The organism is Kitasatospora sp. NPDC003701 (assembly GCF_053587085.1).
Genome location: NZ_JBSFNM010000062.1, coordinates 34,079 through 54,819 on the forward strand (window position 1 = coordinate 34,079; position 20,741 = coordinate 54,819).

Below are 20,741 nucleotides of genomic sequence, written 5' to 3' on the forward strand. Positions count from 1 at the left end.
GGCCGGGGCCGGTCAGCCGGCCGGGGCGCGGAGGGCGGGATCCCGGGCGAGGTCGGCCAGCAGGGCGTCCAGCTTCGTCCGGTCGACCGAGGGCATCACGAAGACGTGCGCGTAGCTGCGGCGGGTGGACTCGTCGCCCGGGACCATCAGCACGTCCTGGGAGGACAGCGACCACTTCGCCACCAGGTCGGGTCCGGGCTTGCGGAAGCGCACGGTGACGGCGCCCGGGGTGCGGGCCGGCCAGAGCTCGACGCCCGTCTCGCGCTCCATGTCCCGCAGCCGCCCTTCCAGGTAGCCGGCCAGCTCCTGGGCGGTGCGGATCCGGTCCACCTGGTCCTGGTAGGAGTGCCGGGACAGGTGGTCCCAGAGGACCAGCGGGGAGAAGCCGTTCCGGGAGCCCGCGAAGGTGGTGTCCGGCGCACCGATGTACTCCGGCTGGGACGGCGGCGATATCTGGTACTTGACCTTCGTCATGTAGATGCCGCAGGGCCACGGCGCGCCGGGCCACTTGTGGCCGCTCATGGCGATCGAGGAGACCATGTCGAGGTCGCCGAACTCCGCGGTGGGCAGCGTGAGGCCGAAGTCGAAGGCGGGCAGGTCGACTTCGGGGGTCCAGCCGTAGGCCGCCGGGTCCTGGGAGGCCATCCGCAGGAACGGCGCGTAGCCGGCGCCGAGCGCGCCGTCCACGTGGATCCAGAAACCCCTGCGCAGGTCGACCAGCGGCTCACCGGTCCTCGGGTCCGTGCCGTAGGCCACCTCACGCCGGATCAGGCCGTACCGCTCGAAGATCGGCAGCAGGCGCTCGCAGACCTTCCGGACGTCGTCGTGGGCGCCCTTGAAGGTGCTGCCGAGATTGAGGTTGACGAAGATCGGGTGACCGTTCGCGGCGAAGAACTCGACCAGCACCGCGAGGGCGTCGATGTCGATCTCGCCCGGGCCGTCCCAGGAGCGGCCCGAGGGGCCGGGGCGGGACGGCACCTCGGTGGGCCACTCGCGGCGCCCCGTGGCGGGGTCGACCAGCGGGCACTCGTCCCGGTACTTCTCCAGCCCGACCGTGTGGAAGGTCTCGACGCCCAGCACCCGGACGGCCTTGGCGAAGGAGTAGTGGGTGTCCTCGGAGTAGAACGCCACCGGGCGGTGGGCGTTGGGGTTGTGCCGGTCGGGCGCGGCCCGGACGTACCGCAGGGCGTCGAACGGGGCCGTCGGCGGCTGGATCAGCGCCTTGCCGCCCAGGTAGTCCCGGGCGTTCCAGAGCGCGTACATGTTGCCCTCGGTCGAGCCCATGGACAGCATGTAGCCCCAGTACGACTCGGGGTCGGCGGGGTCGTGCGGCCGCTCGGCGTTCCACAGGGTCGCGTAGTAGTCGAGCACCGCGCGCTCGACGACCTTGGTGTTCGGCTTGTAGCCGCCGCTCTGGAACGGGTCGCCGAGGTTGTTGATGTTGTTGGGCATGAACCGGGCCAGGTCCAGCGCGCAGCCCTGCATGTCCTGGGTGGCCTGGTAACCGACCAGGTGCCGGCGCTTCCTGGACAGGTACTCGTCCACGGTGTCCAGGGCGCGCAGGCGGCGGTCGTCGTCCAGGCCGCCCGCGGGGAGCTCGAAGTCTCGGCCGTCCAGCTCCGCCCCCGGGTCGACGGCGGTCCCGGCCGGCTCGGCCAGCCCGGCGGCGATGTCGGCGATGCGGGTGATGCCGGCGGTCTCGGCGGTCGCGGCGGCGAAGGCGGCGGTCGGGCTCATGGGAACGGCACTCCGGGGTCGGTGCGGGCCGGTCCCGGGCGGGGACGGCGGAGAGGCGTGCGCCGCTCGCGGCCAGGATGGAACTTCGCGGAGCCCGGCGGAAGATCTCCCGAACAAGATTCGGCACGACCTCGCAAACTCTTGCGAATCGACGGAATCAGCTGGAATCCTGCCCGGCATGCCGAATAATCCGCACGTCCGGAGGGCGCCCGTCGACGACGTGGACCGGGCGATCATGCGCACCCTCGCCGACAACGCCCGGATGCCGAACAACGCGCTCGCCGAGACGGTGGGCATCGCCCCCTCCACCTGCCTGGCCCGGGTGCGCGCGCTGCAGGAGCGCGGAATCATCCGCGGGTTCCGGGCCGATGTCGACCCCGCCGCGATCGGCCTGCCGCTGCAGGCGATGATCTCCGTCCGGCTCCGGGCCCACACCCGGGAGCAGAACGAGAGCTTCCGCGGCACCGCCCCCGATCTGCCCGGCGTCCTGGCGGTGTTCCACATGGCGGGATCCGACGACTACCTGCTCCACGTCGGCGTCGCCGGCCCCGAGGGCCTGCGCGACTTCGTCGTGGACCACCTCACCACCCACCCGGCGGTGGCCCAGACCCGGACCAACCTGATCTTCGAGCAGATAGCCGGGCGCCGCTACCTCGGAGACCCGCTCCCCCCGACCGTCTGAACCGCCCGGGCCGGCGCGCTCCCGGGCCCGTGGGGCGGCCCCGGCCGGATCGGAGGAGCAGTCTGGTGGTGTGAGGCGATCGCGGCGTGCTGCGCCGCCGGTGGGGCGACACACGGCGCGGTCGGCCGGGCGCGAGGAGGAAGGCCATGATCGTCGACTGCGCGCACTACCGCGACGGACGTCGCCAGCACGAGGGGCCGATGCCGCTGGAGGAGGCGGCCGCGCGCTGCGCGCAGGGCGGCTTCGTCTGGCTGGGGCTGTTCGAACCGGGCCCCGAGGAGCTGGCCAGGGTGCGCGAGAGCTTCGGACTGCACGAACTCGCCGTCGAGGACGCCCAGGCCTTCCACCTGCGACCGAAGGCGGAGCAGTACGAGGACGGCACCGAGCTGATCATCCTGCGCACCGCTCGCTACGACGACGAACGCGAGGAGGTCGACACCGGCGAGATCAGCGTCTTCCTCGCCGAGCACTTCGTGATCACCGTCCGCCAGGGCATCGCCAGCGAGCTGGCCGGTGCCCGCAGCCGGCTCGAACGCCGCCCGGAACTGCTGCGGACCGGCAGCGCCTCGACCCTGTGGGCGATCTTCGACCAGGTGGTCGACAGCTACGCACCCGTCGTCAACGAACTCGAACGCGACATCGAGCAGATCGAGTCCACCGTGTTCTCCGGCACCGTCGCCCCGACCGAGCGGATCTACTTCCTGCGCCGCGAGGCCACCGACTTCTACCGCGCCGTCCACCCCCTGCTCGCCGTGCTCGCCCGGCGGCTGCGGCCCAGCAGGTCGGCGACCGAGCTGCTGCCGTACTTCCGCGACGTGCACGACCACCTGCTGCTGGTCAACGAGGAGGTCGCCGCCCAACGCGACCTGCTGGCCACCGTCCTGGAGGCCAACATCGCGGTGATCTCGGTCGAGCAGAACAGGATCAACCTGCGCCAGACCGCCACCATGGAGCGGCTCACGATCATCGCGACCGTGTTCCTGCCGCTCTCCTTCGTGGTCGGCTTCTTCGGGCAGAACTTCGCGTGGCTGGTCCGGCACGTCGACAGCCTCACGGCGTTCGTGGTGTTCGGCCTCGGCGGCCTGCTGCTGCCGTGCGTGCTGCTGTTCGTCTGGCTGCGCGGGCAGCGCGCCCACCCGACACCACCGGTGCCGGCGGTGAACAACGCCGTCCACCACACGCCGAGATCCCCCGCGCCGTAGCGACGCCGCCGCAGCGACGCCACCGCACCCGGTCGCGGGCCCCGACGGCGGTCCGGCCGGCGACGGCGGTCGCGGGCGGAAAGCGGACGACGCGCGACCTGTTCCCCGGCCCTGCGCCGTGGCGTAGCGTGGCCGCGTGAACGCAGAGTCGTCCTCCCGGCACGACGTCGTGATCGTCGGTGGCGGGCACAACGGCCTGGTGGCGGCGGCGTACCTCGCGCGGGCCGGACTCCGGGTACTGGTACTCGAACGGCTGCCGCAGGTGGGCGGGGCGGCGGTGTCGGCCCGGGCGTTCCCGGGCGTGGACGCCCGGCTGTCGCGCTACTCGTACCTGGTGAGCCTGCTGCCGCGCAAGGTCGTGCGGGACCTGGGACTGCGGCTGGACCTGCGGCGGCGCCGGATCGCCTCGTACACGCCCACCGTCCGGGACGGGCGCCCCACCGGACTGCTGGTGGACGCGGCCGATCCCGACCGGACGCGGGCGTCGTTCCGGGCGCTGACCGGGGCCGACCGGGAGTGGGAGGCCTGGCAGGGCTTCTACGCCACGACCGGGCGGCTCGCCGAGCGGGTGTTCCCCACCCTCACCGAGCCCCTGCCCGCACGGGCCGAGCTGCGCCGGCGGATCGCGGACGACGCCGCCTGGGAGTCGTTCTTCGAACGGCCCCTGGGCGAGACGATCGAGCGGACCTTCGCCGACGACCTGGTCCGCGGCGTGGTGCTGACGGACGCGCTGATCGGCACCTTCACCCACGCCCACGACCCCTCGCTCCGGCAGAACCGCTGCTTCCTGTACCACGTGATCGGCAACGGGACGGGCGACTGGGACGTCCCGGTCGGCGGGATGGGCGCGGTGACGGACGCGCTGGCCGAGGCGGCGCTGCGGGCCGGTGCGCTGATCCGGACCGGCTGCGAGGTCACCGCCGTCGCCACCGACGGCACCGGTGACGCCGAGGTGTCCTACCGTCATCAGGGCGGCGAGGCGACCGCGGTGGCCCGCAAGGTCCTGGTGAACGCCGCCCCGGCGGTGCTGGCCCGGCTGCTGGGCGAGGAGCCCGGGCCGGCGCCGGAGGGCGCCCAGCTGAAGGTCAACATGGTGCTGCGCCGGCTGCCGCGCCTGCGGGACGCCGCCGCGGATCCCCGGGACGCCTTCGCCGGGACCTTCCACATCGCCGAGGGCTACCGGCAGTTGGAGACGGCCTACGCCGAGGCGCGGGCGGGCCGGATGCCCTCGGCGCCACCCTCGGAGATCTACTGCCACACCCTCACCGACCCGTCGATCCTGGGGCCCGAGGCACTCCGGCAGGGGCTCCAGACCCTGACCCTGTTCGGCCTGCACATGCCCGCCCGGCTGTTCACCGACCCGGCCGCCAAGGAGCGCGCGCTGGCGGCGAGCCTGGCGCGGCTCGACGAGGTCCTGGCCGAGCCGATCGCCGACTGCCTGGCGACGGATGCCGCCGGGCGGCCCTGCGTGGAGGCCAGGACTCCGCCGGACCTGGAACGGGAGGTCGGCCTGCCGGGCGGTCACATCTTCCACCGGGACCTCGCGTTCCCCTTCGCCGACGAGGAGCCGGACGGCGCCGCCGCCCGCTGGGGCGTGGCGACGGCGCACCCGGACGTGCTGCTGTGCGGCGCGGGAGCGATCCGCGGCGGCGGCGTCAGCGGCATCCCGGGCCACAACGCGGCGCAGGCCGTGCTGGCGGACCTCAAGCCGTAGCCCGGCCCCGGAACGTGCCGGTCGGCGCACCGGTCAGCGCACCGGCAGGACCAGTTCGGACGGGTCGGCGGCCGAGGAGCCGAAGGTCACGGTGCTGCCCGACGGCGTGAGACCGCCGTACAGGGCGTCCCGGGTGCCGAGCACCAGCGCGAGCCCGTGGCCGGCGGGCAGGTCGTAGGCGGTGTCGAAGAGCGTGACGTCCAGCGCGAACGGCTGCCCCGGCGGCCGGCCGGACCAGCTCTGCGGGGCGTGCGAGATCAGCCGGCCGACGCCGAGCGCGTTCACGTCGTAGAGGTAGGCGACGACCGTGCCCTGTGCGGCGGACGCGGTCACCGTGGTGTGCACCCGGGCGGCGCCGCGCACCGACAGGCCCTGCGGGTAGGGCGCCGACCGGCGGACGACGACGGCGGAGCGGTCGAGCAGCGGGACGACGGCGGTCGGCGGCAGGTGCACCACCTGGTCGGCCAGCCCGGACAGCAGGGCGACGCCGCCGCTCGCGCCGGAGGCGGTGTTGCCCAGCACGGTCGCCCGCCAGTCGGTCCCGGCCGGCCCACCGAGGGTCTCGGCGCCCAGCGCCAGGCGGTCGGTGCGGGAACTGACGGACTGCCAGTCGGGGCGGCTCTCGTGCGTACCGGCGGGGCGGACCTCCAGGTCGACCGGCGGCCGCCGGTCGCCCGGGGCCCCCTTGAGGTACTGGTCGAGCCACGAACGGGCGCTGCCCCAGGCCGCGTTCGACAGGCCGAGCAGGCCGGTGAACTCCTGGCTCGCGTGGTCGCCCGGGCGCAGTTCGAGGCGCTTGGGCCCGGTCAGCCGCTGGTAGAAGGCGGTGACCTGACCGGGGTTGAAGAAGCTGTCGCCCCAGGCGTTGGCCAGCAGGACGGCGGTGCCGTTGGCGTTGATCCGGTCCAGGTAGCGCGCCGGGGACCGGGCGTCCGCCCAGCGGACGACCTCGGGCAGGTCGCGGTCGGCGAAGAGGTCGTCCAGCACCCGCGCGAACTCGGGGCTGCGGCGACCGGTCGGGGCCTGGATCCCGGCGAGCACCGCGGCCGCCTGGACGTGCCGGGTCCGGCCGCTGTACAGCGAGTCGGTCAGATCGGCCCAGCCGCTCAGCGAGGCGACGGCCTTGATCCGCGGGTCGAAGGCCGCGCCGAGCAGGGTGAGTCCGCCGCCCAGCGAGAGCCCCACCATGCCGATCCGCTCCGGGTCGGCCGGGGTCTGCGCGAGCGCCCAGTCGATCACGGTGGAGATGTCGGCCACGTCCTTCGGTCCGGCCACGTCGACCTCTCCGCCGGAGCCCCAGAAGCCCCGCACGGTGTAGGTGACGATGACGTACCCCGCGGCGGCGAACGCGCGGCCCTGGGCGACGTACTCCAGGTCGTTCTGCCCCCAGCTGGCCGGCTGCACCACTAGCGGGTAGCGCCCCTGCGGGTCGGCGCCCGGGGTGCCGGGGGCCGGGGTGAACACATCGGCCTTGAGGACGACGCCGTCCTGCGCCGGGACGTCGGCCAGCCGGAACGAGCCGGCGGCGAACGCGGCGGAGGCGGACGAGCCCGCGGCGGACGAGCCCGCGGCGGACGCAGCGGCCGCCGGGGCGGGTCGCGCGACGGCGGCCCCACCGAGCGCGAGCGCCACCACGAGGACGGCGCTCGCCGCCCGGCGTCCACGGCGGGGGTGGGATCGTTCCATCACGTGCTCCATCTGTGCTCGAACCGTTCGGCCGCCGAGAGCCTACGAGCTGACGGGGCCTCAGAGGAGGTGATGATCAGCCAAATTACCGGCCAGTAGCAAACGGCCGCACAACCCCACCCGGCCGTCACGCCGACGCCCCGGCCGCCCCGCCCGCCGCGAGCCGCACACCGGCCCACATCGCCACCTCCCTGCACATCCCCGACACCTCGCGCGTAACCCGCACGCATCGGACACCCCCGCCGATCGGCAGGGGCACCGACCCGCCGAGTGTCCGGAATGCGGAGCGCGATGCAAGATCATTCGCAGGGATCTCCTACGCTACTGATCGGTCATCAGTTCGACGGATGACCGACAGCCAGGTGAACCATCGAAGAACATGGGGGAATCATGCGTCGCATGTCCGCACTGACCGTCTCGGCCGTCCTCGCAGGTGGCCTGCTCCTCGCCGCCGCGCCCGCCCAGGCCGCGCCCGCCCCGGCCGCCACCGCCCGGGGCGCCGTCTCGGTCAACATCGGCGAGCTGCAGGTCCAGGCCGCCAAGCTGCGCCAGCAGGCCCAGCGCCTGCGCAGCCAGGGCCACTTCCAGGAGGCCAACGTGACGGACGCCCGCGCGGCCGCCATCGAGGCGCAGATCCGTCGCTACCTCGACTGCGAGCGCAGCGTCAGCTGCTGACCGGCTCCTGACGGCCCCCGCGGCACGGCGCTCCGGCGTCGCGCCGCGGGGGTCCGCCCGTCTCAGCGAGGAGCGGACGCGCCCTGCCGGCCGGCGGTCGCCACGCCCCCCGGCAGCCGGACGTCCTCGGCGCGGACGTCCGCCACCCGGTACTTGCCCAGCGCGCTGATCAGGAGCCGCAGCTCCAGCGCGATGCTGTCGACCAGGCGTTCCAACCCCGCCGCCGCGTCCTCGTCCACCGCGAGCAACGCGGCCCGCCCCAGCCCGGCGGCCGAGGCGCCCAGCGCCAGCGACTTCACGACCCGGGCGCCCTCCCACATCCGCCCCGAGGCCAGCAGTGGCCGCCCCTCGGCCCGGGCTTCCAGGAGACACTCCCCCAGCGACAGCCCGACCTGCCGCAGGAACGCCGTCGGCGCCCACCCGGTACCGCCCTCGGCGCCGTCGACCGTCACCGCGTCCGCTCCGGCCCGCCACGCCGTCTCGGCGGCGAAGCCGACGTCCCGGCCCGGGTGCAGCTTCACCCAGACCCTCGCCCGCGGGAAGTTGTTGCGCATCAGCTGGATCTGCCGGGTGAGGATCTCCGCGGTGAAGGTGCCGGGACTGCCGCTGCGCAGGAACTGGCCCGCCGACTCGCCGAAGACGGATTCGACCAGGTACTGCGACGACGCCCGGGCCGCCCCCTCGGCGCCCAGCAGCGTCATGCCGCCCAGCCCCGGCTTGGCGCCCTGGCCCGTCTTCAGTTCGAAGCCCAGACGCCCGGTCCGGAGCAGCGGCTGGACCCCGGGATCGCTGTAGACGAGGTTCCAGACTTCGAGGTCCGCGTCGTCGGTGCTCTGCTGCACGACCACGCCGCCGACCGCGTCGGAGGCGGCCGCCTCCTGGTAGGCCAGCAGGCGGTCGAGCAACCCCGGGCCGGCGGCGCCCCGGTAGCCGGCCGTGGGGACGACGTTCTCCCCGATGACCATCGGGATCCCCAGCCGCCCCGCCTGCCGGCTCGCCGCCAGGCCCAGGTCGCCGCTCGCGACGCGGGTCGAGCCGAAGGCCGAGACGTACAGCGGCAGCGCGGATCCGAACCCGCCGACGGTGGTGCGCAGGTCGACGTCCGAGTGCAGCGGCTCGCGCCCGAGGTCGATGAGCTTCTCCAGGCGCAGCGGCATGAACACCGGCGGCACCAGCCGCGCGGCGTCGACGAGGTCGCCGTCGTAGGGGCCGGCCCCCTCCTCCGGAACACCGGGGCGACCGAACACCGTCGCCCCGTAGTCCCCTCGGGCCGGGAACACCGCCTCCGCGCCCACCCGGGCCCGGTGCCGCACCTGCGCCTCCGGGAACCCCGGCGCGCTGAGCCCGGTCACGGTGCGACCACCCCCGGCAGTTTCGGGAAGGCCACCGCCTGCCACACGTGGTCCAGCCCCGACACGTAGCGGGTCAGACGCTCGACGCCGATGCCGAATCCGGCGCTGCCCGGGATCCCCGCGCGCAGCAGTTCCAGGTACCACTCGTACTTCGCCGGGTTCTCGCCGGTCTCGCGGATGCGCGCGACGATGCGCCGGTACTCCGCCTCCCGCTCGCTGCCGCTGGAGACCTCGCCGAACCCCTCGGGCAGGATCAGGTCGAAGTTGTTCAGCACGCCGGGGCGCCGCGGGTCCTCCTTGTCGTAGAACCCGCGCGAACCCTTCGGGTAGTCGGTGACGAAGAACGGGCGGTCGGCCTTCTCCGACAGCAACTTCTCGCCCGGCCAGTCGATTTCGGCGTCGGGGTTCTGTCCGTGGTCGAGGCCGGCCAGCGTGGCGACCGCCTCGGTGTGGGTGATCAGCCCGAACGGGCCGTCGAGCAGCGGCGCGAAGGCGTCGGGGTCGCGGCCCAGCAGCGCCAGTTCCTCGCTCCGGTCCCGGACCACCCGGGCCACCGCGAAGGTGACCACGCCCTCCGCCGTGCGCATCGCGTCGGCCCGGTCGCCGTCGGCGATCTCCACGTCGAGCTGGTGGAACTCGGCCAGGTGGCGTCCGGTGCCGGCGGTCTCCGGCGGCTCCAGACGGACGTTCGGGGCGACGTAGAAGATCCTGCCGAAGGCGGTGAGCGCCGCCTGCTTGTAGAGGATGCTGCTCGTCATCAGCTTGTAGCGGTGGCCGTAGTAGTCCACGTCCACCTGCTTGGCCCCGCGCGCGCCGGGGTCGGTGACCGGGCCGATCACCGGCGGCAGCATCTCGACGAAACCCTGCTCGGCCAGGTACTCGCGGGCCGCGGCGAGCAGGGTGTTCTGCACCCGCAGGGCGGCCCGGGTGACGGGCGAGGCGAGGTGCTCGCGCGGGCTCGGCGGCATCCGGTCCGCTGACTCCGGGGCGTAGGACGCAGGGCCAGACTGCGTCGACAGGTCGGTGCTCGGCTCGATGTCCACGTGGTGGACGCTAGCCGGGCGCCCTCGGGCGCACCGGGGGCCTCGCAGGTTCCTGTGACCCCGGAGGGGCGCCGGGTGGCGGTGTTTCGCAGGTTCCTGTCGGGGCGGCCTGCCGGCGTGGGAACGGGGGCCCGGTCCCGGGGTCGGGGCCGAAAAAGTCGGCCGGCCGGTGCGGAACCGGGCCGCGTCGGGGCACCCCGCACCGGCCCCGGAAGCAGTGTCGTGTGGATCTGTCGGGCCGTCAGCTACCGCCATGTACAAGGGCGTTGACGGAAGCTATCCTCACGGGCGGGAATCCGCTCGGGGGAGCAGTCATGGAGGAGCTGGGGATGCCCGATCGCGCCGCGTCGGCCCCTACGAGATCGTCGGGGCACCCGGCCCCGGCGGCCCGGGGACGGTCCACCTCGACCCTCACGGTGGACGGCGGGCCGCCCGCCGCCGAGGTGGTCCGCGCCGACCGCCCGGCCCGCCGCGCCGGCCCCCGGCGCGTGGCGGCGACGCCGCGGCGGTCCGACTCGATGCGCATGCGCCCCGGCGGCCGACAACGGCGCCCACCGAAAACCCCGGACGGCATTCCCGCCAACCTTTGAGAACCGTACACGAATCATAATGGTGGCCCAGTGCTCGTATGGGACTTGCTCATTCTTAACGGCATTGACAGGGGACCGACTCGCCATGTTCAAACCGCACCCGTATGCTCTCGCCCCGGTGTGGTGCTCATCCGAGTTTTGGAGGGCTGATGTCCGTTCAGAGCCGGTACTACGGAGTCTGCGCAGTAAGGGGTGCTCATGAGGAATCCGTCCGCAGGCAGACCAGCGAAGGATTCGGACGATCCGCAGCCCGGCGGCGGACCGCGAAGACTTACGGACCTCATCGACTCCCGGCCTGAAGCGCTGCTCGACGATTACGACGGCGCGCTGACGATGCTGGAGAACGCCATCGTCACCGACCGCGCCGCACGCCGGGCCCGGGACCGGGACCGGGCCGACGAGGACGGGCCACGCCCGCCGGCCGCCACCAGGCTGTCCGCCGGCCCCCAGCCACCGGGCGGCGCCGGCATCGAGCGGGCCCTGTCGGAGGCCATGCACCTGATCGACAACGCCCTGGCCGAACACCGCAGCGTCGGCGGCGAACAGAGCGTGCTGGAACTGTCCGACAGCGACGAGGCGGCCACCCTGACCGTCAAACGGCTGGTCTCCGAGGCGCGCCGCGAGCTCGTCTGCGTGGGCACGCCGGAGCGCATGACCCACGGCCCGTTACGACCGGCCGCCGAGGCGCTGCGGGCATCGTCCGGGAGCACCGCGCCGATGCGGGTCCTGTTCCCGGTCCGCGGCGGCGACGACCGTCACCGGGTCCGCGCGCTGCTCCCCGGCGACGGCCGCAACCAGTCCCGGGTCACCGAGGCGCGGCTCCAGGAGATGGTGCTCGCCGACCGCCGGACCGGCCTGCTCATCTCCCAGTTCGGGCCGGATCAATGGCAAACAATGATCATCCGCAGCCAGGCGATTCTCACGGCGCTGCACGCGCTGTTCCTGCACAGTTGGGAATCCGCCGCACCGATGCTGCCGCTGTCACTGCTGGACGATCCGCGTCAGTGCGAGAAGACCAGACTCATCCTCGCCTCGCTCAGTGAGGGGCAGACGGACGACGTGGCGGCGCGCGAACTCGGCATCTCGGTGCGGACCTATCGGAAATACGTCGCGGACTTCATGCGCGACATCAATGCGACATCGCGTTTCCAGGCCGGGGTGCGGGCCGCACAGTTACGGTTGCTGCCGGCCTCGTGACGACCACCGACCCTCCGGCGCCGGGGCCGCGACCAGCCCCGGCGCCGGCGCGGTCGCGGACCGGGCGATCCACCGGAACCGGCGCAGCGCCAGGGCGAACAGGATCCCCCAGACGAGGAACGACAGGTCCCACACCCAGAGGTGCCACCACAGGGCCTTCCACTCGATCGGCGTCGACGGCTCGACCACGTGCGCGGCCGCGAGCGCGTTCGTCACGTCGAGCGCCCCGCCGTAGAGCGTCAGCCCGATCGCGGCGGCACACCCGAACAGCAGCAGCGCGCGGCGCGGCAGCCGCGGGCCCCAGGGACGCACCAGGGCCAGTGCCAGGGCGGCGCCGAACAGCTTCAGCACCCCGGTGACCCAGACCGCCACATAGACGGCGGTGTCGCCGGCCAGGGCGCGCCGCTCGATCGCCCCGCCGACGGTGTCGAGGAGGGCGCGGCCGCCGACCCCCCAGTAGAAGCTGATCCCGGCGAAGAGCAGCCCCCAGCCGCACGCCGCGTAGGCGGGCCAGGAGGGCGGCGGTGTCCCGGCGGATCCGGCGGGCTGCGGGGGGCGGGCCGCTTCGATGTTCATGAACGCACCTTCGGTGTCGGGGCTGAACGGGCTGAACGTCTTGCGAACGGACCATCGGGCGGTCCCGACCGGGCCGGTCCTGCGTGGCGCCGTCGACACCGTGCGTAGCGGGTCTCACGCTAGTGCTTTTCCGACGGCTCGTAGGATGTCTCGCCGGATCAGCCCGCTGCCGGCCCGGACGGCCAGCCAGTACGCCGCGAAGGTCCGCCGGGTCGCGGCGTCGGTGCTGAGCACGCGCGTCTCGGTGATCAGGTCGGTGCCGCCCGCCCCGGCGACGAAGCGGAAGTTCATCGCCACCTTCGACCAGCCGGGCTCGGCGAACGCGGCGAACTCCTCGGCCGTCCACTCCCCCGCCCGCGCCTGCGCGGGGCGCGTCGAGGCGTAGCGCGCGACCTGGACCAGCACCAGCTCGTCCGGCTCGGCGGCGATCAGCGGCCTCGGCGGCATGGCGTCCACGACCCGGGCGTCACCGTGGTCCGGCGCGATGCCGCCGCGCCACGCGCCCGGGCCGCCGCGCAGGCGCATCAGCGCGGTCGTGACCGCCAGGTCGCGCACCCTCAGGTCCCACAGGGCGTCCCACACCTGCTGCGGGCCCGCCGGCAGCCGCCGGCGGTGGACCTCGTGCCGGTCCCACCGCGGCATGAGCCGGTCGAGGTGGGTCGGCCGGTCAGCATCCGTCATCGGTCCTCCGTCCGCCCGGCAGGGCTGTCGCACCGCCGGCGAGGGTGCTCCCGTCGGCGTCCGCGTCGTAACGGTCCCTCATGAAGGACAGCGCGGTCAGCAGTTCGGTGCTGCCGAGGTGGCCGGAGCGCGAGCGCCGGGCCGCCGTCCCCAGCGGCAGCAGCCCGGTGTCGGACCAGGCCAGCCGCCCGTCCGGCTCGATCCGGCTGCGGGTGCGGCCGGGGTTGTCGGGGTGCAGGCAGTACGGCACGTCGAGGAAGCCGCGCTCCACGCCGGCTCCCAGCGCCCGGCCCACGTCGCCGTGCAGGTTCAGCACCGCCTCGATCAGGGCTCTGGCCTCGTCCAGGACGCCGCTGTCCGCCGGCCGGTCCGCCGGACCGGGCGGCGGCCGCCTCGAGGCCGCCGCGACCGCCCCGGCCAGTTCCAGCGCCTCGACGTTCTCCGCGACGGTCGGCACCCGGGAGGCCTCGGCGGAGGTCTTGACGATGAGCCGGGCCACGCCGCCGCGCACCGCGAGTTCGGCCGAGTCGCACAGCAGCCGCAGCGCGCCCTCCCGGGTGACCGGGTACACGCCCATGTAGGTGTACAGGACGATGTGCCAGTCCATGCCGGCCAGGTACTCGGTGGCGAGGGCGCGCAGTGCGCCGAGCGCCTCGCGGTCCTGGCTCCGGCTCGTCTGCTGCGCGTAGCTCAGCGAGACGGTGCGGATGCCCTGCGCGCGGAAGAAGACGCACTCGAGCACGGTGATCGCGATCAGCAGGCTCGGCGGACACAGCTGGCCGAGCATGCACCCGCCGAAGCTCTCCAGGTGCGGCTCGGTGCCACGGGTGTCGCGCAGCCGCAGGAACAGCCGGCACGCCCGCGCCCACTCCCGGATCGAGTCGCGCACCGGGACCCGGCCGTACGGCAGGCAGTAGGAGATCGGCCCGCCCTCGGTGGCGTCCAGGCCCAGGGCGGTGAGCGCCTCGACGATGTCGCAGGGCTGCGCCGAGCCGTGCCGGACCTGGACCGGGAAGTCCGGCCCCGCGAGCCCGCCGAGCACGCCGCGGGTCACCTCGGCCGGGTGGCTCACGATCGGGTAGCCGTTGAGCGGCGTGCCGGCGGCCAGGGCGGACCGCGCGCTGGCGTAGTCGCGGACCCGGGTGTAGCTGTCCAGGGTGATCGTGCCCACCGAGGTGGCCCGCGCGGCCCGGGTCGCGCGCAGGCCGCGCCGCATGTCCGCCGGGTCGCTGAAGCCCATCCGCGGTTGCACCACCAGCTCGCCGCGGCGGTGGGCCGCCGCGACGAAGGCCGCGAACGTCCCCGGCGCCCGGGCCGGCTGCGCCGCGACGCGGTGGCCGGCCGCCGGTGCGCTCACGTGGTCACCGCCGGGCGTCCGCCGGCGAGCACGGCCAGGTACCGCGTGAACGAGGCGATGCCGGCGCCGTCCTGGAACACCGCGCCGAAGCCGGCCGCCAGCAACGCCGCCACCCGGGCCGCACCGACCTCGCCCGCCACGCCGAGCTTGCCGCCGATGACGGCCGGGATCCCGGACAGCTCCTCGACCCGGCGCACCGCCGTGATCAGCCGGGCGCCGTCGATGTGCCCGTGCCCGTTGACCGAGCTGACCACCAGCAGGTCCGGCCGGTGCCGCAGGCAGGCCTCGACGACCTCCTGGTCCGGCGTGGTGGCACCGAGGCCGACCACCTCCCAGCCCAGTTCCTCCAGCAGCAGGCGCAGGTACACCAGGTTCCAGGTGTGCGCGTCGGAGGAGACCCCGGTGAGCACCACGGTGCCGCGGCCGGCCGGGCCCGGCGCGGCGCCCGGGGAGGCCGGGCCCTCGCGCGCCGGGGCGTCCGGGCCCTGGTCCGGCAGCCGGACCGGCAGACGAAGCATCACGACGCCCCCGTCGCCGGGGCCCCGGGCCCGGACACCGGGGCCGGGAGCCGGTCCAGCCAGCCGTGCCGGTCCGGGACACGGCCGCGCTGCACATCGGCGAGCGCGGCGTGCAGCCGGGCCGCCACCGGTCCGGGCCGGCCGCCGCCGATCGTCCACGCCCCGCCCGAGGACTCGGCGCGCGCGACCGGGGTGACGACGGCCGCGGTGCCGCACGCGAACGTCTCGGTCATGGCACCGCTCTCGGCGTCGGCCCGCCACTGCTCGACCGTGATGCGCCGCTCCTCGACCGCCAGGCCCGTGTCCCGGGCGAGCGTCAGCAGCGAGTCGCGGGTCACCCCGGGCAGCAGGGTGCCGGTCAGCGGGGGCGTCACCAGGACGGCCTCCGGGCCGGAGCCGTAGACGAAGAACAGGTTCATGCCGCCCATCTCCTCGACCCACCGGTGCTCGACGGCGTCCAGCCAGACCACCTGCTGGCAGTCGTGCCCGGCCGCCTCGGCCTGCGCGAGGAAGCCCGGGGCGTAGTTGCCCGCGCACTTGGCCTCACCGGTGCCGCCGGGCGCGGCACGGGTGTACCGCTCGCAGACCCAGACCGACACCGAGGGCGCGGCCGCGCCGAAGAAGGCCTCGGTGACGAACGCCATCAGGAGGAACTCGTAGCTGCGCGAGGGCCGCAGCGCGAGCGAGACGTCGGTGGCCAGCATCAGCGGCCGCAGGTAGAGGCTCTGCGTCGGGTGCGACGGCACCCAGCGCTCGTCCACGGCCAGCAGTTCCCGCACCGCCCGCACGAAGAGGCCCTCGGGCGGCTCGGGCATCGCGAAGCGGCGCGCCGAGCCGGCCATCCGGCGGGCGTGCTCGGCCGGGCGGAAGACGGCGACCGTGCCGTCGGCCTGCCGGAAGGCCTTCAGGCCTTCGAAGACCACCTGGCCGTAGTGCAGGCCCACGGTGGCCGGGTCCAGGACCAGCGGGCCCCACGGCCGCACCTGTGCGTCGTGCCAGCCGGCCTCCTCGGACCAGCGCAGGGAGACGAGGTGCTCGGTGAAGACCTGCCCGAAGGCCGGCTCGGCGCAGCGTTCGGCGATCTCGGTACCGGTGGCCCTGACCGGCTCCGGCAGCGGGGTGCGGTGCCACCGCAGCGGTCCGGGCGCCGCCACCGCGGGGGCGGCGGGCACCAGAGGCGTCGGGTTCATCGCGCTCAGACCATCGGGCTGAAGAAGAAGGTGTCGCGCCGGGCGAACCGGCCGTCCTCGCGCAGGGCGAAGAAGTCGGCGAACCGCAGGGTCACCCGGCTGCCGTCCTTCAGGGTGCCGGAGAACTCGCCCTGCACCGCCACCTGGTCGTCGGAGACCACGACGGTGCGCAGCGAGTGCGTGCCCTCGGCGATGACGCGGTCCGCGCCGTAGAAGCACTCGAGTTCGGCGCGGCCGATCAGCGGGGGGTAGCCGGGGCGGTGGTAGACGGCGTCCGGGGCGAACAGGTCGAGCAGGCCCTCGATGTCGCTGGCGTCGACCAGCTCGTAGTAGTGCCGCACCGTGGTGCCGGGGGCGCCGGTGATGGGGGACATGTACGTCGTTCCTCCGTTCTGGGGTGGGGCGGGGATCAGTCCCGCGCAGCCTCGGCCATGGCGCGGACCAGGCTCGCCGGCCGCATGTCGGTCCAGTTCTCCTCGACGTAGGCCAGGGCCCCCTCGCGGGACCCAGGTCCGTGGGCGACCGTCCAGCCGGCCGGGACGGCGGCGAACTCGGGCCACAGCGAGTGCTGCCCCTCGTCGTTGACGAGCACGAGGTAGCTGCCGTCGGGGTTCTCGAACGGGTTGGTCATGTCTCGTCTCCTCTACGGGTTCTCGCGCAACCGCTGCGCGAGGATGCGGCCGATCTCGGCGATCGGTCCGGTCCTGGTCAGGTCGTCGTGCCGGGCGGCGACGGGGTGGCGGGCGATCCCGCCGGTGATGTGCGGGCGCCAGGCCGGGGCGTCGGGGGCTCCGTCGGCCTTGCCCTCGGTGGCGACGAACAGCAGCGCGTCGCCGCGGAACCCGCCGGGGACGTGGGCCGCGGCGATGCGCGCGTTGTTCTCGAAGACCCGGTGCAGGGCCCGGACCCGCTCGGCGTCCAGGCCCGCGAGGACGCCGCCCTGACGGGACAGCAGCTCCGCAACGCGCTCCGGGGTCTCGTCGGCGTCCGCGACCACGACCGGGTCGTAGCCGGCCAGGTCGAGCATCCCGGCCAGGAAGTCGCGCTGTGCCAGCACGCGTTGTTCCCCGGCCCGCCGTCCGGTCGCGCGACCGGCACCGGGCCGGGGGAACGAGTCGAGCAGGGTCAGCGAGCCGACCTCGTCGCCGGCGTCCTGGAGCCGGACCGCGACCTCGTGCGCGACCAGGCCGCCGAACGACCAGCCGAGCAGGTGGTACGGCCCCGCCGGCCGGACCGAGCGGATCACCGCCAGGCACTGCGCCGCGACGTCCGCGACGCTGCCGGGCAGGGCGCCCCCGCCCGTCAGGCCGCTGGCCTGCAGGGCGTACACCGGGCGGCCGTCGGGCAGGTGGCGCAGAAGGCCGGCGTACGACCAGCCGAACCCGCCGGCCGGGTGGAAGCAGAACAGCGGCGGCAGGTCCCGCCCGGTGTCGCCGCCGGTGCGCAGCGGGAGCAGCGGCTCGAACGCGTCGCGCTCGTCGCGCTCGCCGAGGCGCCCGGCGAGCCCGGCGACGGTCGGGGCCTCGAACAGCGTGCGGATCGCGAGCTCGGCGCCCAGGGTGTCGCGCACCCGGGCGATCAGGCGGGTCGCCAGCAGCGAGTGCCCGCCGAGCTCGAAGAACCCGTCGTCGATGCCGACCTCCGGCAGCTCCAGCACCTCGGCGAACAGCCCGCACAGGACCTGCTCGACCGGGGTGCGCGGTGCCCGGCCGGCGGCGGCCGCGGTGCGCGCGGGCACCGGCAGGGCGGCCCGGTCCAGCTTCCCGTTCGGCGTCAGCGGCAACGCCGCCACGGCCACGAACGCGGAGGGGACCATGTGGTCCGGCAGCACCGCCGCGACGTGCGCGCCCAGCTCGGCCGCCGTCGGCGCGGCGACGCCCGGCGCCGGGACGACGTAGGCGACCAGGCGCCGGTCCCCCGGCACGTCCTCCCGGGCCAGCACCACCACCCGGATCAGCGCCGGATGCCGGGCCAGCACCGCCTCGACCTCGCCGGGTTCGACCCGGAAGCCCCGGATCTTCACCTGCTGATCGCCGCGGCCGAGGAACTCCAGGAAGCCGCCCGCGCTCCACCGGGCCAGGTCGCCGGTGCGGTACATCCGCCCGGCCTGCCCGCCGTCGGGCAGGAGGGGCCCGCCCGGCCCGCCGTCGGGACGGAGGGGCCCGGCCCCCGGCGCGCCGAACGGGTCGGCGACGAAGCGCTCGGCGGTGTGCGCGGCGCGGCCGACGTACCCGTGGGCCAGGCCGTCCCCGGCGACGTAGAGCTCGCCCGGGACGCCCGGCGGCACCGGCCGCAGCGCGCCGTCGAGCAGGTAGACGCGCTTGTTGGCGATCGGACGGCCGATCGGGACGGAGGCGCGGGCCACGTCCGACGCGGTGATCCGCCGGGTCGTGGTGTAGCCCATGCTCTCGACCGGCCCGTAGCCGTTCAGCAGCGCCAGCTCCGGGTACGCGGCCATCGCCCGGGCGATGTGCGGGACGGACAGCGCCTCGCCGCCGACCATCGCCTGCCGGACCGACTTCAGGGCCCGGGACCCCTCGTCGACCATGACGTTGAACAGGCCGGGCGACAGCTGGAGCGTGACGACCCCGTGCGCCGCGGACAGCTCCTCGATGCGGGACAGCTCGGGCGTCTGCCCGGGCTGCACGACGCACACCCCGCCGAACAGCAGCGCCGAGAAGACTTCGAGCGCGAAGGCGTCCCAGGGCACCGGCGAGCACTGCAGGCTGACCATCTCCGGGCCGAACGCGGTGTAGTCCGGGCCGACGTACGTGCCGACCAGCGCGCGGTGCGGGGTGACGACCCCCTTGGGGCGGCCGGTGGATCCGGAGGTGAACATGACGCAGGCCAGGTCGTCGGCGCCGACCGGCCGCCCGGGAGCGGTGGCGGGGCGGCCGGCGATCGCCTCCGCGTCGGCGTCGAGCGCGACGACCGTCACGCCCGGCGCCGCGAGGGCCTCCGCCGGCCCGCCCGGGCCGATGAGGACCCGGGCGGCCGACTGCCGCAGGACGTCCCTGGTCCGCTCCGCCGGGTGCGTCGGGTCGAGCAGGGTGTAGGCGCAGCCGGCCTTGAGCACCGCGAGGAGGGCGACGATCAGCTCGGCGCCGCGGTCGACGTACACGCCGACGATCTCCGCGCGCCGGACCCCGCCGGTCTCCAGGAGGTGGTGCGCCAGGCGGTTGGCGGCGTCGTCGAGCTCGGCGTACGTCAGCGTGGCGCCGTCGAAGCGCACGGCCGGGGCGTCCGGGGAGCGCCGGCGCTGCGCCTCGAAGAGCCCGTGGACGGTCGCCTCGGCCGGCCGCACCACCGGTGCCCGGCTCCACTCGCCGAGCACGGTGTCGCGCTCACCGGGGAGGAAGAGGTCCAGTGCCCCGACGGGCAGACCGGGATCGGCGCACACCGCCTCCAGCACCCGCACCAGCCGGGCCGCGAGCAGCCCGACCGTCGCCGCGTCGTACAGGTCGGCGTCGTACTCGATCTGCCCGTCCAGGCCGGACCCGTCCCGGCCCTCCCGGACGCTGACCGAGAGGTCGAACTTCGCCGACGTGGTGCGGACCGGCTCGCCGGCCGTCTCCAGACCGGTCGGTGACGGCTGCGCGCGCCGGTCGCTCTGGAAGGTGAGCGCGACCTGGAACAGCGGGTGCCGGGACAGCGACCGCGCCGGGTTCAGGATCTCGACCAGGCGCTCGAACGGCAGGTCCTGGTGCGCGTAGGCGGCCAGGTCGGTGGCGCGGACGCGGCCGAGCAGGGTCCGGAAGTCGGGATCGCCCGACAGGTCCGTGCGCAGCACCAGGGTGTTGACGAAGAAGCCGACCAGATCGTCCAGGGCGCTGTCGACCCGCCCGGCGATCGGGCTGCCGATCGGGATGTCGGTGCCCGCGCCCGCCCGGCCGAGCAGGACGGCGAGCGCCGCCTGCACGACCATGAAGACGCTGACCCGGTTCTCGGCCGCCAAGGCGGCGATCTCCCGGTGCAGTTCGGCCGGGACCGCCAGCGGCACCGTGCCGCCCCGGTGCGCGGAGGAGGCGCCGCGCGGCAGGTCCGGCGGCACCGTCGCGAGCTCCGGCAGTCCTGCCAGCGCCTCGCGCCAGTAGGCGATCTGGCGCGCGACCGGGCTCTGCGGATCGGCTTCGTCGCCGAGGACCTCCCGCTGCCAGAGCGCGTAGTCGGCGTACTGGATCGCGGCGGGGTCGACCACCGGGCTCCGGCCGGCGACGCGCTCGGCGTAGGCCGTCTCCAGCCCGGCGGCCAGCGGTGCCGCCGACCAGCCGTCGGCGGCGATGTGGTGCAGCACCACGAGCAGCACGTGCTCCTCGGCGCCGAGCCGGAACAGGTACGGGCGGATCGGCACCTCGGTGGTCAGGTCGAAGCCCCGGGCGCCCTCGCGCGCCAGTGCCGCTTCGAGCCCGGCCGCGTCGACCTCGACCGGCGGGAGCGGCAGGTCGACCGCGGCGGCGTCCAGGACGAGCTGGTACGCCTCGCCGTCGGCCTCCGGGAAGACGGTGCGCAGGCTCTCGTGGCGCCGGACGAGGTCGTGCAGC

General features: G+C 74.5%; 17 protein-coding genes. 5 read left to right on the plus strand and 12 right to left on the minus strand.

What is annotated here, in order from left to right:
• Positions 1-12: 12 nt before the first annotated feature.
• Positions 13-1,737, minus strand: a complete 1,725-nt coding sequence (locus ACWDRR_RS36580; protein WP_449776585.1) for a pyridoxal-dependent decarboxylase — start codon at positions 1,735-1,737, stop codon at positions 13-15.
• 178 nt (positions 1,738-1,915) lie between these two features.
• On the opposite strand from ACWDRR_RS36580, the gene ACWDRR_RS36585 reads away from it, so the two are divergent.
• The 3 genes from ACWDRR_RS36585 (at position 1,916) to ACWDRR_RS36595 (ending at position 5,335) form a co-directional block, all read left to right on the plus strand.
• Entirely contained in the window at positions 1,916-2,419 is a 504-nt protein-coding gene (locus ACWDRR_RS36585; protein WP_449776586.1) for an Lrp/AsnC family transcriptional regulator, read from the plus strand.
• Between the two features lie 146 nt (positions 2,420-2,565).
• On the plus strand, positions 2,566-3,621 hold the full coding sequence (locus ACWDRR_RS36590; RefSeq protein ID WP_449776587.1) for a magnesium and cobalt transport protein CorA: 1,056 nt from the start codon (positions 2,566-2,568) through the stop codon (positions 3,619-3,621).
• 136 nt (positions 3,622-3,757) lie between these two features.
• Complete coding sequence (locus ACWDRR_RS36595; protein WP_449776588.1) at positions 3,758-5,335, plus strand: phytoene desaturase family protein; 1,578 nt, start codon at positions 3,758-3,760, stop codon at positions 5,333-5,335.
• A 33-nt stretch (positions 5,336-5,368) separates the two neighbouring features.
• On the opposite strand, the gene ACWDRR_RS36600 is transcribed toward ACWDRR_RS36595, so the two are convergent.
• Positions 5,369-7,021: a CocE/NonD family hydrolase gene (locus ACWDRR_RS36600; RefSeq protein ID WP_449776589.1), complete on the minus strand. Its 1,653-nt coding sequence runs from the start codon at positions 7,019-7,021 to the stop codon at positions 5,369-5,371.
• A 399-nt stretch (positions 7,022-7,420) separates the two neighbouring features.
• Between ACWDRR_RS36600 and ACWDRR_RS36605 the strand changes: the two genes are divergently transcribed.
• Complete coding sequence (locus ACWDRR_RS36605; protein ID WP_449776590.1) at positions 7,421-7,696, plus strand: hypothetical protein; 276 nt, start codon at positions 7,421-7,423, stop codon at positions 7,694-7,696.
• A 62-nt stretch (positions 7,697-7,758) separates the two neighbouring features.
• Here the strand turns inward: ACWDRR_RS36605 and ACWDRR_RS36610 are convergent, their stop codons facing one another.
• Positions 7,759-9,048 (minus strand): glutamate synthase-related protein, encoded by a 1,290-nt coding sequence (locus ACWDRR_RS36610; protein ID WP_449776591.1) that lies wholly within the window; start codon positions 9,046-9,048, stop codon positions 7,759-7,761.
• The gene (locus ACWDRR_RS36615; protein WP_449776592.1) at positions 9,045-10,091 is read right to left on the minus strand and encodes an asparagine synthetase A; all 1,047 of its coding nucleotides are present in this window, start codon (positions 10,089-10,091) and stop codon (positions 9,045-9,047) included. The genes ACWDRR_RS36610 and ACWDRR_RS36615 overlap by 4 nt, the downstream gene beginning before the upstream one ends.
• A 788-nt stretch (positions 10,092-10,879) precedes the next feature.
• Here ACWDRR_RS36615 and ACWDRR_RS36620 point away from each other — a divergent pair.
• A complete protein-coding gene (locus ACWDRR_RS36620; RefSeq protein ID WP_449776593.1) occupies positions 10,880-11,878 on the plus strand; it encodes a hypothetical protein in 999 nt (332 codons plus the stop codon).
• Here ACWDRR_RS36620 and ACWDRR_RS36625 read toward each other — a convergent pair.
• The 8 genes from ACWDRR_RS36625 to ACWDRR_RS36660 all read right to left on the minus strand — a co-directional run.
• Entirely contained in the window at positions 11,855-12,454 is a 600-nt protein-coding gene (locus ACWDRR_RS36625; protein ID WP_449776594.1) for a DUF3995 domain-containing protein, read from the minus strand. The two genes, ACWDRR_RS36620 and ACWDRR_RS36625, sit on opposite strands and share 24 nt — an antisense overlap.
• Positions 12,455-12,568: 114 nt before the next feature.
• Positions 12,569-13,135: a hypothetical protein gene (locus ACWDRR_RS36630; protein ID WP_449776595.1), complete on the minus strand. Its 567-nt coding sequence runs from the start codon at positions 13,133-13,135 to the stop codon at positions 12,569-12,571.
• Positions 13,122-14,492: a methylaspartate mutase gene (locus ACWDRR_RS36635; protein WP_449776596.1), complete on the minus strand. Its 1,371-nt coding sequence runs from the start codon at positions 14,490-14,492 to the stop codon at positions 13,122-13,124. The genes ACWDRR_RS36630 and ACWDRR_RS36635 overlap by 14 nt, the downstream gene beginning before the upstream one ends.
• Positions 14,489-15,010 (minus strand): cobalamin B12-binding domain-containing protein, encoded by a 522-nt coding sequence (locus ACWDRR_RS36640; protein ID WP_449776603.1) that lies wholly within the window; start codon positions 15,008-15,010, stop codon positions 14,489-14,491. The genes ACWDRR_RS36635 and ACWDRR_RS36640 overlap by 4 nt, the downstream gene beginning before the upstream one ends.
• Positions 15,010-16,200, minus strand: a complete 1,191-nt coding sequence (locus ACWDRR_RS36645) for a branched-chain amino acid aminotransferase (protein ID WP_449776597.1) — start codon at positions 16,198-16,200, stop codon at positions 15,010-15,012. The genes ACWDRR_RS36640 and ACWDRR_RS36645 overlap by 1 nt, the downstream gene beginning before the upstream one ends.
• A gap of 5 nt (positions 16,201-16,205) precedes the next feature.
• Entirely contained in the window at positions 16,206-16,574 is a 369-nt protein-coding gene (locus ACWDRR_RS36650; protein ID WP_449776598.1) for a nuclear transport factor 2 family protein, read from the minus strand.
• 35 nt (positions 16,575-16,609) lie between these two features.
• Positions 16,610-16,831 (minus strand): MbtH family protein, encoded by a 222-nt coding sequence (locus tag ACWDRR_RS36655; protein WP_449776599.1) that lies wholly within the window; start codon positions 16,829-16,831, stop codon positions 16,610-16,612.
• A 12-nt stretch (positions 16,832-16,843) separates the two neighbouring features.
• A partial coding sequence (locus ACWDRR_RS36660) for a non-ribosomal peptide synthetase (RefSeq protein ID WP_449776600.1) occupies positions 16,844-20,741 on the minus strand: 3,898 nt, incomplete at its 5' end.